This window comes from Pseudomonas sp. B21-035, from assembly GCF_024748945.1.
Lineage (GTDB): Bacteria > Pseudomonadota > Gammaproteobacteria > Pseudomonadales > Pseudomonadaceae > Aquipseudomonas.
The window spans coordinates 1,175,731-1,189,528 of record NZ_CP087179.1 but is presented as its reverse complement, the minus strand read 5'-3'; the positions used below and the strand labels follow the sequence as shown (position 1 = coordinate 1,189,528).

12 protein-coding genes are annotated in these 13,798 nt (G+C 64.8%); 6 read left to right on the top strand and 6 right to left on the bottom strand.

Features of this window, described 5'->3' with window-relative positions:
* Positions 1-5: 5 nt before the first annotated feature.
* Genes gspF through LOY22_RS05330 form a run of 5 tightly spaced genes read right to left on the bottom strand, consistent with a single transcriptional unit; the run spans position 6 to position 6,675 of the window.
* Positions 6-1,208 (bottom strand): type II secretion system inner membrane protein GspF, encoded by a 1,203-nt coding sequence (gene gspF / locus LOY22_RS05350; protein WP_258596712.1) that lies wholly within the window; start codon positions 1,206-1,208, stop codon positions 6-8.
* Positions 1,209-1,211: 3 nt separating this feature from the next.
* On the bottom strand, positions 1,212-2,660 hold the full coding sequence (locus tag LOY22_RS05345; protein WP_258597785.1) for a GspE/PulE family protein: 1,449 nt from the start codon (positions 2,658-2,660) through the stop codon (positions 1,212-1,214).
* A gap of 5 nt (positions 2,661-2,665) precedes the next feature.
* Positions 2,666-4,618, bottom strand: a complete 1,953-nt coding sequence (gspD, locus tag LOY22_RS05340; RefSeq protein WP_258596710.1) for a type II secretion system secretin GspD — start codon at positions 4,616-4,618, stop codon at positions 2,666-2,668.
* Between the two features lie 3 nt (positions 4,619-4,621).
* On the bottom strand, positions 4,622-5,047 hold the full coding sequence (locus LOY22_RS05335; protein ID WP_093386916.1) for a pilus assembly protein PilZ: 426 nt from the start codon (positions 5,045-5,047) through the stop codon (positions 4,622-4,624).
* Entirely contained in the window at positions 5,044-6,675 is a 1,632-nt protein-coding gene (locus LOY22_RS05330; protein ID WP_258596708.1) for a lipoprotein UxpA, read from the bottom strand. The genes LOY22_RS05335 and LOY22_RS05330 overlap by 4 nt, the downstream gene beginning before the upstream one ends.
* A 237-nt stretch (positions 6,676-6,912) precedes the next feature.
* On the opposite strand from LOY22_RS05330, the gene LOY22_RS05325 reads away from it, so the two are divergent.
* Positions 6,913-8,961 carry a PhoX family phosphatase gene (locus tag LOY22_RS05325; protein ID WP_258596706.1) on the top strand — a complete coding sequence of 683 codons (2,049 nt, stop codon included), beginning with the start codon at positions 6,913-6,915 and terminating at the stop codon, positions 8,959-8,961.
* A 24-nt stretch (positions 8,962-8,985) separates the two neighbouring features.
* Here LOY22_RS05325 and gspK read toward each other — a convergent pair whose 3' ends face one another.
* Positions 8,986-9,951, bottom strand: coding sequence for a type II secretion system minor pseudopilin GspK (gene gspK, locus LOY22_RS05320; protein WP_258596704.1), 966 nt, complete (start codon positions 9,949-9,951; stop codon positions 8,986-8,988).
* 143 nt (positions 9,952-10,094) lie between these two features.
* Between gspK and tatA the strand changes: the two genes are divergently transcribed.
* From tatA to LOY22_RS05295, 5 genes are all read left to right on the top strand, one after another.
* Positions 10,095-10,319, top strand: coding sequence for a twin-arginine translocase TatA/TatE family subunit (tatA, locus tag LOY22_RS05315; RefSeq protein WP_258596702.1), 225 nt, complete (start codon positions 10,095-10,097; stop codon positions 10,317-10,319).
* On the top strand, positions 10,319-10,597 hold the full coding sequence (tatB, locus tag LOY22_RS05310; RefSeq protein WP_195885775.1) for a Sec-independent protein translocase protein TatB: 279 nt from the start codon (positions 10,319-10,321) through the stop codon (positions 10,595-10,597). The genes tatA and tatB overlap by 1 nt, the downstream gene beginning before the upstream one ends.
* The gene (tatC, locus tag LOY22_RS05305; protein ID WP_045196498.1) at positions 10,597-11,376 is read left to right on the top strand and encodes a twin-arginine translocase subunit TatC; all 780 of its coding nucleotides are present in this window, start codon (positions 10,597-10,599) and stop codon (positions 11,374-11,376) included. Before tatB ends, tatC begins: the two co-directional genes overlap by 1 nt.
* 92 nt (positions 11,377-11,468) lie before the next feature.
* A complete protein-coding gene (locus LOY22_RS05300) occupies positions 11,469-12,980 on the top strand; it encodes a Fic family protein (RefSeq protein ID WP_258596693.1) in 1,512 nt (503 codons plus the stop codon).
* Positions 12,981-13,060: 80 nt separating this feature from the next.
* Positions 13,061-13,792 (top strand): GntR family transcriptional regulator, encoded by a 732-nt coding sequence (locus tag LOY22_RS05295; RefSeq protein ID WP_123565693.1) that lies wholly within the window; start codon positions 13,061-13,063, stop codon positions 13,790-13,792.
* Positions 13,793-13,798 lie beyond the last annotated feature (6 nt).

Sequence of the window (13,798 nt, the reverse complement as noted above, 5' to 3'; positions counted from 1 at the left end):
CCTTTTCAAAGTGTCAGGCCCTGGTTGAGCTGCATGATCGGCAACAGCACGGCGAGGACGATGAACAACACCACCGCGCCCATCACCAGGATCATCAGCGGCTCGAACAAGGCCATGGCGCTGTCGACCTGGCGGGCGAAACCACGCTCCTGGTTGTCGGCGACCCGTTCGAGCATGTCTGGCAAGGTGCCGCTGGCCTCGCCACTGGCGACCATGTTCAGCAGCAACGGCGGGAAGTGGCCACTGGCATCCAGCGCCCGGTGCAGGCTGACCCCGCCCTGCACATCGCTGCTGACCCGTTGCAGGGCCAGGTGGATGCGCCGGTTGTTGACCGTGGCCGTGGCCACTTGCAGGGCTTCGAGTAGCGGTACGCCGCTGCCGCAAAGAATCGCCAGGCTGCGCGACAGCCGCGCGCTCTCCAGCACTGCCAGCAAGTTGCCGATCCGCGGCAGGCGCAGCAGCAGGTCATCGCGGCGCAAACGCCAGTGCGGACGGCGCAACAGCCAGGCGCCGAGCACCGAAGCCAATACACCACCGAGCAGCAACCAGGGCCCGAGCAGCACCAGCAGGTCGCTGACACCGATCAGCAGCGAAGTGATCCACGGCAGGCTCTGCCCGGAGTGAGCGAACTGCTCGGTAAGCTTGGGCACCACAAAGGTCATCAGGCCGACCACCACCGCCAGCGATACACCCATCAATACACAGGGGTAGATCAGCGCCGTGCGCGCCTTGTGCTGTTGACGCTGGACTTGTTCGAGGTGCTCGGCCAGGCGTTCCAGCACCTGGGCCAGGCGCCCGGAACGCTCGCCGGCCTCGACCAGGGCGCAGTACAAACCGGAGAACAGCCCGCCCTGGCGCGCCAGGCTGCGGGCCAGGCTCAGACCTTCGGCAAGCGATCCGCGCACCGCCACCAGCAGGTTGCGCAGGGCCGGTTCCACCAGTTGCCGCTCCAGGGTCGCCAGGGCATCCACCAAGGGAATGCCGGCGCCGGTGAGGGTCGCCAGTTGCCGGGTCAGCTCGCACAACTGGGCGCGGTTGACCCGCTGGCGGCGCGGCTGTTGAGTGGCCGCATCGTGGCGTTGCAACTGGCGAGTGAACAGCCCTTGCTCACGCAACAGCTGGCGGGCATGGCGCTCGCTGTCGGCCTGGATGCTGGCCTTGCGTGCCCGGCCGCTGAGGTCGACCGCTTGGTAACGAAAGGTCGGCATGGGTTAGCCCTGCACCGCGCGCAGCACTTCGGCGAGGCTGGTATCGCCGCGGCGCAGGCACTCGCTGGCCATGCCGGCAAGGCTCTGGCGGCGCCCGGCCAGATGCTCGTGCATGGCTACTTCACTGGCGCCGTCGTACAGCAGGGCGATCAGCCCGGCGTCCAGCTCGATGAATTCGTACAGACCGAGGCGGCCACGATAGCCGCTGCCCTGGCACTGCTCGCAACCGACGGCATGGAAGGTCTCGCTCAGCTCCGCCAGCTCCGGCCACAGCTGCCGCTCAGCCGCCTGCAAGGGTTGCCGCCGCGCACAGTTGCACAGGCGCCGCACCAGGCGCTGGGCCATGACCCCGCGCAGGCACGAGGCGATCAGGAACGGCTCGATACCCATGTCACGCAGGCGCGTCACCGCCCCCACGGCGCTGTTGGTGTGCAGGGTCGAAAGCACCAGGTGGCCGGTGAGGCTGGCTTGCACGGCGATCTGCGCGGTCTCGCGGTCGCGGATTTCGCCGAGCATGATCACGTCCGGGTCCTGGCGCAGGATCGCCCGCAGGCCGGTGGCGAAGGTCAGCCCGGCGCGGGGGTTGATGGCGGTCTGGCCGATGCCGGCGATGGCGTATTCGACCGGGTCTTCGACGGTGAGGATGTTGCGGCTGCCATCGTTGAGGCTGTTGAGGCTGGCGTACAGCGTGGTGGTCTTGCCCGAACCGGTCGGCCCGGTGCTCAGGACGATACCGTTGGGCCGCGCCAGGCAGCCGCGCAGGCCCTGTTCCACCGCTGTAGGCATGCCGAGGTTGGCCAGCGCCAGCAGGCTGGCCTGCTTGTCGAGCACACGCATCACTACCCGCTCGCCGTGGATGCCGGGCAAGGTCGAGACCCGCACGTCCACCTCGCGCCCGGCTGCGCGCAGGGTGATGCGCCCATCCTGAGGCTGGCGTTTCTCGGCGATGTCCAGGCGGGCCATGACCTTGATCCGCGACACCAGCATCGCCGACAGTGCGCGCGGCGGGCGCAGCACTTCGCGCAAGTGGCCGTCGATGCGCAAACGTACCACCAGGCTCTGCTCGAAGGTCTCGATATGAATGTCCGAGGCCTGCAGGCGCAAGGCCTGGGCAAACAGGCCGTTGATCAGGCGAATCACCGGCGCTTCGTCGTCGCTTTCGAGCAGGTCTTCGATGCGCGGCATTTCGCTCATCAGGCCGTCGAGGTCGACCTGTTCACCGATGCCCTCGATCAGCGCGGCGGTGGCGCCTTCACCGGCCTGGTACAACTGCCCCAGGCGGCTGTCGAAACTGGCGCTGTCGAGGTGGCAGACTTCATCCGGCTGACCCTGCACGCGCAGCAGTTCCTGCAACTGGTCGCTGTCGGCATCGCTGCGCAGCCACAGGCTCCAGCCCGTCGCCAAAGGCGCCACGGCAAGGCCGGCCTGGCGGGCCAGGCGATAGGGCAACAGCTCCATCACCAGACACCCTCGTCCAGGCGCTGACGGCTGGCCGGAAAGGCTTGCAGCAGCTTGCCGTCATCGCTGATGGCCGGCAGCTTCAGGGCAGTGTCCTGCTGCAGGTTGCGGTATTTTTCGGTGCTCAGGCTGGCCAGGCTCGGGCCGTCGCGCAGGATCCGCGGGCGAATGAACACCATCAGGTTCTGCTTCACGCCCTGCTGGCCGGAGGAACTGAACAGCCGCCCCAGCCAGGGAATATCACCGAGCAACGGCACTTTCTGATTACTCGAGGTGACCTCGTCGCTGATCAGCCCACCAAGGATCACCAGGCCGTTATCCTCGACCATGACCTTGGTCTTGATCTCGCGCTTGTTGGTGATCACGTCGCTGGCCGAAGCGTTGTCGGCAATCGACGAGACCTCCTGGACGATGTCCAGGCGCACGGTGTTGTCGATGTTGATCTGCGGCTTGATGCGCAGCTTGACCCCGACTTCCTTGCGCTCGATGGTCTGGTACGGGTTGGTGTTGTCCTGGGTCACGGAGCCGGTGACGAAGGGCACTTCCTGGCCGACCAGGATCGACGCTTCGGCGTTGTCCAGGGTCAGCAGGGTTGGCGTCGACAACAGGTTGAAGCCGCTTTTGCTCTTCAGCGCATTGACCAGCACGGCGAAGTTGAAACCGCCGCCGAAGTTGCCAAAGCCTGCGGTCAGGCCGTTGGTGCCTGACAGCAGCTTGGCCAGCGCGGCGTTGTCCTTGCCCGCTGCAGCCCCGGCGATGGCGGCGATGCTCGGGCCGCTGCTGCCGAAGTTGACCGTGCCGGCGCCGAACTTCTCATCGGCGAACAGCCACTGCACCCCCAGCTCTTCGGCGCGTGAATCCGAGACCTCGGCAATGATCGCCTCGACCACCACCTGCGCGCGGCGCACGTCCAGTTGCTCGACGATGTTGCGATAAGCCGCCAGTTCGCTGTCGGGGCCGACCATGACCACGGCGTTGGTGCCTTCTTCATATTCCAGGCGAATCCCCGAGCTGCTTACCGGCATCGGCGCCTTGTCGTCCTTGCCGCCCTCGCCGTTGGCGGCTGGCAGGGTGTCCTGGCTGAGGCTGCGCAGCACCTTGACCACTTCGCTGGCATTGGCGTGGCGCAGGTAGATCACCTGGGTGTTGGAGCTGCGCAGGTTATCGCCGGGGCGGTCCAGTTGCGCCAACAAGGCGCGCACCCGCTCACGACTGTCGGCACTGCCGCGCACCAGCAACGCATTGCTGCGCGGGTCGGCCACCACCTGGGCGCTGTCGGCGCCCTGCTCGCGGGCCAGCAACTGGCTGATCAACTTGCTGGTGTCGTTGGCGCTGGCATGCTGCAGCGGCATCACCTGCATCGGCTCGTCACTGACCTGGTCGAGCTGCAGCAGCAGGCTGTCGATGCGTTCCAGGTTGCTGCGCCAGTCGGTGATCACCAGCAGGTTGGCCGCAGGGTACGGGGTGATCACCCCGACCCGGGGATCGATCAGCGGCTTGAGGATGCCCAGCAATTGCTCGCTGGCGGCGTTGCGTACATTGAACACACGGGTGGCGACCCCGTCGCTGCCTTGCGCCGGTTTGTCCGCCGTCTCCACCGGTACCGGCTCAAGCCGCGCGGCCTGGTCGGGGACGATCTTGACGCTGCCGTTGGGTAGGTCGACGGCGGCGAAACCCTGGGCGCGCAACTGGGCCAGGAAGATGTCGTAGATCGCGTCGCTGTCATGGCGATCGACCGTGCGCACGGTGACCTTGCCCTTGACCCGTGGATCGACGATGAAGGTGGTGCCGGTAATTTGCGAGACGCTGTCGATGAACTCGCTGAGCTCGGTGTCGACGAAATTGACTTCGTATAACGGCGTCTCGTTGTCATCCAGCGCCACCGGCTCTTCGGCCCAGGCCAGGTTGAGGCCCAGGCTCAGCACGCTGGCCAGGCAGAGTCTTGCGATCATCATTCATCCTTGGCGCTTAAAGCCGGTCACGGCAGGCCGTGGCGGCCAGGGCAGGCGTTCGCGCCGCCCCTGGTTGTCGAAAATCAGGCCCTGGTCATCGATGCTCTCCAGCACGATGCCCGGCGCCAGGCGCTGGCCACGGCGCATGCTGCGCGTAGCCTGGCCGTAACGCAGCACCACCACCGTGGCGCTGAGCGGCACGGCCCGCAGGCCGCCCAGGTACTCCAGCGGTAAACGGGTCAGCGGCACCTCACCGCTGTCGGCCTGGGCCTGCCAATGGCCGACCATCAGGCCCGGTAAAGGCGTTGCTTGCGGCACATCGGCCACCGCCGGCAGCGGCGTGCGGCTGAGCTGCAAAACACACTGGGCGGCAAGCCAGGCGGCCAGGGTCAGCAGCGCGCCGCTGAACAGGCGCGAGGCGCGGATCACGCGCTCAACTCACGGGGATGCCAACCGGGATGGCCCTGGACATAGCGCAGCTGCGGCAATTGCAACGCTGGCAATTGCCAGTCGGTTGGCTGCTGCGCCAGCCAGGCCTCGACCCGTTGCCACAGCGGCTCGCCACTGCTGGAGGCGTACTGCAGGCCGAAGGTGCGGCACTGCCCCTGGGTTTCGCTGAAGCCCGAGACGCGCTTGCCGCTCGGGCTGTAGCTCAACTGCCAGGGCTGGCCCAGCCAGCGCGGCAGGTCCTGGCTGTTGTCGAGCAATAGCGGGTCACCGAACAACTGCTCGGCGGCGTTTTCCAGCACCTGCTCGACTTGCCGCGCAGGCGCCTCGACCACCGGCGCCGGGTAGCTGCCGGTCAGGCTGATCAGGTGTTCGCGGGTGATGGCCCGGCCGGCAGCCAGGGGGCTGTCGTAGCGCAGGCCCGGGAGCAACACCGGGTAGCCGCTGTCGGCGGCCAGGGCCAGGTGCAGCAGGCGGTCCCAACTACCACCGCGGGTATCACGGCGCCACAGTGCCTGCGGTGCGCGCGCCAGGGGTTGATCGAGCCAGGCGGCGTGACCGGCGCGTTGCTGCGCCAGCACACCACGGATCTGCGCGGCGCGGGCCTGGGCGCCAGGGGTAAGGCTGCTTTCGAAGGCCGGATGAAAATGCGCGCTGAATTGCCATTGCCCAGCGCTTCGCTGGCAGCGCACCTGGAAGGCGCCACTGGCACGATTGCCAGCGAACAGCACCGGCACGCGCTTGCCGCTGGCTTGCAGCACGGTCACCGGCTCAGGCCAGAAGTCCTGGCCACGGGCGCACAGCAGCAAGTCGGCATCGCTCAGGCGTTCGGCCAGCCACAGGCCGGGGCCGGTGCCGACATCGGCCAGGGCGATCACCAGGTCTGCCTGCCCGCGGGCTTGTTCGAAGGCCGGCAGCAGCGACTGGTACCACTGCTTGAGCGAGGCTTTCTGGTCCTGGGCATAGGGGTCGGTGATGCCGACCACGGCGACCCGCACACCACCACGACGAAACACTGTAAAGGCTGCAACACCCAGCGCGGTGGCCTGCTCCGCAGCCAAGCCAGCGCCCAGCACGGGCTTGCCATATTGCCGATAAAGGCCGGTGCAACGCTGCGGCCACAGCACCCGCTCATCGCTGCTGACCCGCACGTCGCTGGCCAGCAACTGGCTGCCTTCAACACCGCTACCCCCCTGGGTCAGGTAGGCCAGGCCGCTGCCATTCCAGCCCTGACCGTTCTCCAGAGTCAGGCAGTTGTCAGCCCCGGCGCCTTGGCGCAGTTGCTCGAGCAAGGCCGCCAGCACCGCGTAGCCGCCGGTGCGCACACCATCGGCGAGGCTGGCGTCGAGCAGCGGGTTGAGTTCGGCGCGGGCCTGGCGGGCGCTGGCGCCGGTCATCCAGGGCGCCTGGCCGAGGTGGGTGACCGGCCCCAGGCGCGTGGCCGGGACCACCGGTTTACCGGCCTGGCGGGCATCGAGGGTGTCAGCGAAATACAGCACATCGAGCGCCGCGTCGTTGCCGGCCGACGTCCCGCCCAGGCCCGCGCAGGCCGTGAGCAGCGGCGCCGCAGCGCCAACGCCGATCCAGTTCAACACTTCCCGTCTGTGCATGTTCAGCCTGTCCCGTCGCCTTCGCGCTTGTTGGTTGTCGGGCCGGGATATTGGGGCGCCTGGATTACAGTTTGATGGCAGTTAATCGACAGCCAGGGCAAAACCTCAGGCAAATCAGGTGGTAACGATTTATTTCCTTCAACGCCTTTTAACAAAACTGCCAATCAATCATCACACTTGCTCACTAAAGTCCCGGTTTCTTTCACGCCGCATCATTGAACAAAAGGAACTGAACTGATGAGTCGAGACACCGGCGACAACCTGAACCGCAACCAGAGTGGCAACCTGCCCATGGACAGCGTTCTGGAGTCTTACCTGAGCCGCCGCAGCGTGGTACGCGGTGGCCTGGGCGCCGCGATCGCGATGATTGCCGGGACTGGCCTGACGGGCTGCTTCGACAGCAGCGACTCGGATGACGATGAACCCGTAGTCGAGCCGCCAACCCCGCCGAAACTGAAGCTCGGCTTCACTTCAATCCCAGGCTCGCGCACCGACGCCTGCGTGGTCGCCGCCGGCTACACTGCTTACGTCCTGGCGCCCTGGGGCACGCCGCTGAACAGCAGCGCCAACCCGTGGAAAGCCGACGGTAGCAACACCGCCGCCGACCAGGCCAACTCGGTGGGCATGCACCATGACGGCATGCACTTCTTCCCCATCAACGGCAGCTCCGAAGACGGTCTGCTGGCGATCAACCACGAATACATCGACGCCGACGCCCTGCACCCCAACGGCCCGACCAGCGACAGCAGCGGCAAGCGCCCGGTCGAGGAAGTGCGCAAGGAAATCAACGCCCATGGCGCCGGGGTGATCCGCCTGAAGAAAGTCAGCGGCCGCTGGCAGGTGGTCGACAACGACCCGCTCAACCGCCGCTTCACCACCGCCACGGTGATGAACATCGCAGGCCCCCTGCGCGGCAGCGAGCACGTCAAGACGCGCTTCTCGAAAAACGGCACCCAGGCCCGCGGCACCAACAACAACTGCGGCAACGGCTACACCCCGTGGGGCACCTACCTGACCTGCGAAGAGAACTGGCCGGGGATTTTCGTCAACACCAGCGCCACCCTGCCGGCCGACCAGAAGCGCATTGGCGTCGGCACCAAGGCCGGTAACTACAAGTGGGAAAGCGTCGCCGGTGACCCAAGCGAAGTGGACGGTGAATTCAGCCGCTTCAACGTCACCCCGAGCGGCGCCAGCGCCACCGAGGACTTCCGCAACGAAGCCAGCACCTACGGCTATATCGTCGAGATCGACCCGTACACGGCCAATACCCTTGCGGTAAAACGCACCGCGCTCGGGCGCTTCCGCCACGAGGGCTGCTGCCCGGGGCTGCCGGTGGTGGGCAAGCCGCTGGTCTGGTACATGGGCGACGACTCCAACAACGAGTACCTGTACAAATTCGTCTCCAGCGCGCTGTGGGAAGCCGCCGATGCCAACCCGGCCGACCGCCTGGCCACCGGCAACAAGTACATGGACCAGGGCAAGCTGTACGTCGCCCGCTTCAATGCCGACGGCTCGGGCGTGTGGCTGCTGCTCGACGTCAACACCCCGACCAGCAGCGGCAAGACCCTGGGCTCGATCTACGGCGACCTGCCGGGGATCATCCTCAACACCCGCGGCGCTGCCGACGCCCTCGGCGCAACACCGATGGACCGCCCGGAATGGACCACGGTCAACCCGCTCAATGGCGACGTGTACCTGACCCTGACCAACAACAGCGCACGCACCGCGGCCAAGGTCGATGCCGCCAACCCGCGCGGGCCGAACCGCCACGGCCATATCATCCGCTGGCACGACAGCGACGATCAGTTGAGCTTCAGCTGGGATATTTTCGTGTTTGGCGCCAACGCCGCCGGCACTGCCGACATCAACCGCTCGGGCCTGACCGAACTCAACCAGTTCGCCAGCCCCGACGGCATGAGCTTCGATAGCCGCGGCATCCTCTGGTTCCAGACCGACAACGGTGAAAAAACCCTGACCGACTACACCAACGACCAGATGCTGGCGGTGATCCCCACCGACCTGGTCGATGCCGCGGGCAAGCAGGTGCCGGTCAACGCCAAGAACCAGGTCGACCTGCGCCGCTTCTTCGTCGGCCCCAACGGCTGCGAAGTCACCGGCATTGCCTTCACCCCCGACAACAAGTCGATCTTCGTAAACATCCAGCACCCGGACAACTGGCCGTCTACCGACGTCGCCACTGCCGTTACTCCGGCCGGCACCAAGGTGCGGCCACGGGCCTCGACCGTGGTGATCCAGCGTGCCGATGGCGGTGAAATCGGCGTGTAACCCAAGCCTCGCTCGGCGCAGCCCTTACCAGGGTTGCGGCGAGCGGCTGATCACCTGCACCTGCTGGACCGGCACCAGCGCGTGCCACTGCACGATCCCGCGTGCGCGCAGTTGAAACTCGCTGCGCATCTTCTGCCCGTCCTGTTCGAATTCCAGCTGCAAGGCAAAGTCACCGCTGTTGAGCAGCAAGCCTTCGCTCAACCGTGCGAATGTTGCGTCGTCCATCGCCCCCAGTGCCTGGCGCAACGCACCCGCATCGTGATAACCGCCAGCAGGCCGGCCGGTGATGATCCGGGTCAGCAGCGAACGTGACACCTCCCCTTCGTACAGCGCTTCAAGCAATGGCAACTGCTCCAGGCTCAAGGCATTGGCATTCAGCCGCCAGCCGCTGGTCTGCGGCAGCGCGCACAACTGTGGATAGCGTTGCTGGCGGCTGGCATCGGGCTCAAGCAGCAGGTTCAGCTCACTCATGTCGACCATCATCTGGTTGGCCGCCAGGCGCGCAGGTGACTGGCGCAGGTACTGGTCGCTGTCGGCGCCGCTGAGCCGGGCCTGGCCGTCGCTGTCGATCCAGTCGGCCAGGGCATCGGTCAAGCGTTGCGCGGCCATGTCATCGCCCAGCAGGTAGCGCAATTGCCGTGCGGCCCGTTCGCTCTCTTCGCCAATCAGCGCGTTGACGTTGAAACAGCTGTGCAGGTCGCGGATGCGCAAGGCCGCCGAGCCGCCGGCAAAGGCATAAGACAGCGGCTGCCCGCGCAGCGCCTGCCAGAACAGCGGGCTGGCGCGCCAGGCCGGGTCTTTCAGGGCCTGCTCGGCAAAGGCCAGGCCGGCGGTTTCCATGGCCCTGGCCTGCACCCGCTGCTGCACCAGGCGCACGCTGTCGATCTGCTGGCGACCGTCCTGCACCAGCCAGCTCAGGCCGCCTGCGAGCATCGCCAGCACCACCAGCACCATCAACAGCGCCGCTCCTTGTTGCCGCTTCGCACCCATGAACTGCACATCCCTAGCCAATGAGCCGTCAGTCAACACAACGGATGTTGCAGGCACATGGCAAATACAGCTGCACGTCACTTTTGCGTCACAAAGCGCAGGCAGGATAAGGCCTTCTTTTTCATGAGCTTGGAGCGTTTTTCATGGGTGGTATCGGGATCTGGCAGTTGCTTATCGTCTTGGTGATCGTGTTCATGCTGTTCGGCACCAAGCGCCTCAAGGGCCTGGGTGCGGACGTCGGCGATGCGATCCAGGGCTTTCGCAAATCCATGGGCAACGGCCCGGCCACGGACGAAGCCGTAAGCCCGGTCAAACCCCAAGCGCCGCTGCAGGCCGACAGCGTGCAGCAAGCGGAACACCAGCGCTGATGTTCGAAGTCGGTTTTACCGAACTGCTGCTGGTGGCCATCGTCGCCCTGCTGGTGCTCGGCCCCGAGCGCCTGCCGGCGGCGGCGCGCACCCTGGGCCGCGGCCTGGGCCAGGCCAAGCGCGCCATGGCCACGATCAAGACCCAGGTCGAGCGCGAACTGGACACCCAGGCCCTGAGCCAGGAACTCGATGCCCTGCCCTTGCAGCGCCTTGAACAGGACCTGCGCCGCGGCGTCAGCCTGCAGCCGGACCACAGCCCAACCAGCGGAAACCCCTGATGAACACAGCAAGCCAAGACTGCGCCATGCCGCTCACCGCTCACCTGCGCGAACTGCGCAGGCGCCTGGTGCGCTGCCTGCTGGCCATCGCCGTGGTATTCCTCGGCCTGTTGCCGTTTGCCCAGACCCTGTACACCCAGGTCTCGGAACCGCTGCGCCGCTACCTGCCCGAAGGCGCGAGCATGATCGCCACCAGCGTCACCTCGCCGTTCCTGGCGCCGTTCAAACTGACCCTGATGGCGGCGCTGTTCGTCGCCATGCCGGTGCTGCTGCACCAGGCCTGGAGCTTCATTGCCCCGGCGATGTACCGCCAGGAACGGCGCATCGCCCTGCCGTTGCTGGTGTCGAGCATCGTGCTGTTCTACTCGGGCATGGCCTTCGCCTTCTTCGTGGTCTTTCCGATGATGTTCGGCTTCTTTGCCAGCGTCACCCCGGATGGCGTGGCGATGATGACCGACATCGGCCTGTACCTGGACTTCATTCTTGCCCTGTTCCTAGCCTTTGGCCTGGCGTTCGAAATCCCGGTGGCGACCTTCATCATCGTCTGGGCCGGGGTCACCGACGTCGGTACCCTGCGCAAAAGCCGCCCTTACGTGATCGTCGGCTGCTTCGTCGTCGGCATGCTGTTGACTCCGCCGGACGTGTTTTCGCAAACCCTGCTGGCGGTGCCGATGTGGATCTTGTTTGAGGTCGGTTTGCTGGCCTGTGCTGCGGTCGAGCGCAAAGAACAGCGCACAATGCCAGTCAGCCTTCAGGCCTCAAATGAGCCTGGCAACTAAAGAAAAAATCGGCATACTCGAGAAATCTGAAGATTTTCATGGGCCAGTGAAGAAAATCCTGGCCTTTGATACCGAAAAACAGGATTTCCAGCATGCAAGCGGTTGGCTACGCCCATCTTCATCAGCAGCTTCAACTGACGGTAGTACCGCTGCAGCTACCGGCTGTCGTTCAGCGGGTTACGCGTATCCAGCAAATCGGTACCACCTTGGCCGTACCCGCCGCCATTGCGCCTGCGGCCAACGACTTGCTGGGTCATGCGCTGTTTGCCCTGAAGCACGAAGGGATCAACCTTGCGCTATTGGCCCAGGCGTTGCCGAAGATCCCCGCCGAAGCATTCGAAGATGCCCTGCGCTCAACACCCAACGGGATATACATCCGTAAGGCCTGCTATTTACGCGAGGCGTTCTCTGACGAGTTGCTGAAGCAGCAAGCTCCGGTCCGTGGCCCTTTCGTGGACCTTTTCGATCCTGAACACTACATCACCAAGCCTGGGGAGCGAAGCTCCAGGTGGCGGGTCGAGTTCAATGGCCTCGGTTCACTGGCTTACTGCGCCACAGTCGAACGTACGCCGCACATCAAAGCCCTGCTCGACTATGACATTCCAGCACGCGCCAGGGCGTTCATGCAGTCGCTGCCGCCCATCATGATGGACAGCGCCATCAACTGGGCGTACTTGCACGAAACCAAGGACTCTTTCGCCATCGAACGGGAAGCGCCTAGTGAAGACAAATCGCGCAAGTTCATACAGTTGCTGCGCCAGGCCCACGAACGCCAGCCGCTAACCGAGGACTATCTGGTCGCCTTGCAGAACGCCACGATCAGCAACCCGTATGACATGGCTGGCGCCTTCAGACATGAACAGAACCATCTTGCCGGTGCCCTGCAAGGCGCTGCGGGTGTGACCTACGTTCCTCCCCCAGCGGAGCTCTGCCGGGAGCTGATGGAATCATTGATGCACTTTGCCAATGAAGATGCAGCCCGCACCGATCCACTGGTGGCAGCCGGGATCATCTCCTTCGGCTTTGTCCTGCTCCATCCCTTCATGGATGGTAACGGTCGGCTTTCTCGCTTCCTGATCCATCAGACATTGTGCCGGGCCGGCGCGCTGGACAACGGCCTGTTGCTTCCCGTGTCGGTTGCCATGAAACGGAACGAGCAAGGATACCTGCAAGCTCTGCAAAGCTTCTCCCGACCCGTGAGGGATTTTTGGGATGTCCAGTGGATTGACTTCGGGCAGTTGAACTTCCAGTTCCGTGGTGATGCGGCCGTCTACCGTTACTGGGATGCAACGCCTTGCGTGGCCTTCACCCTGGAAATGGCCAAGCATGCGCTTGAAGTGGAACTGCGCGAAGAAACGACCTTCCTGGCCTGTTTCGATAGCGTTTACAAAGCCGTCGACGAGCAATTTGACGTGCGCGGCAGCGAGCTTTCGAATCTGGTCATGATGTGCCTGACCAATGGTGGTGTCGTGTCCAGGCACCGGCGTAAGCAGTTTCAATACACGGTTCCCGCCCACGTATTCGATTTTATCGAACAGGCGGCACGACAAGCCCTGGCTGGCCAGCAGTCTGAGGTTGAGTCGAATGATGACGACGCAAAATGAAACAGGCTGACAAGTGGTATTGACGTGGTATTCAAGTGGTATTAAATTTTTAATACCACTCGCCACCTGAAGCTACCGCCATGCCTCCGTTGACCGCCCTGCGCCCCGACGACACTCTGGCCACGCCCTTGTACCTTCAGTTGGCGCGCAACCTGGAACAGGCCATCCACGCCGGGCAATGGAAAGCCGAACAGGCATTGCCGTCGGAGCGCAGCCTCAGCGAAGCCCTGGACATCTCCCGGGTGACTGCACGCAAGGCCCTGGAAGTGCTGCTCGAACAAGGCCTGATCCGCCGTATCCAGGGCTCCGGTACCTTCATTACCCCGCGCCTGGAACAACCACTCTCGCGCCTGTCGAGCTTCAGCGAAATGCTCCGTATGAAGGGCTTCACGCCCAGTTCGCAGTGGCTGGAGCGCAGCGTCGATGCGCCGTCTGCCGATGAGCTGGTGCGCCTGGGCCTGTCGCCCAACGAACAGGTGGTGCACCTCAAGCGCCTGCGCAAGGCCGATGACATCGTCATGGCCGTCGAGTACAGCACCCTGCCCGCGCGCTTGCTGGGCAACCCCGAGGCTATCGGCGATTCGCTGTACCAGTACCTCGACCAGATCGGCAAGCCGGTGGTGCGCGCCCTGCAACACATTCGCGCGATCAATGCCAGCGCCGAACTGGCGGCGCGGGTCGGCATCGAGCCCGGCACCGCCATGCTGCTGATGACCCGGGTCGGCTACCTCGACGACAACACCCCCATCGAACTGACCGACACCTACTGTCGCGACGACTACTACGACTTTGTCGCCGAGCTGCGACGCTAGCGGAGC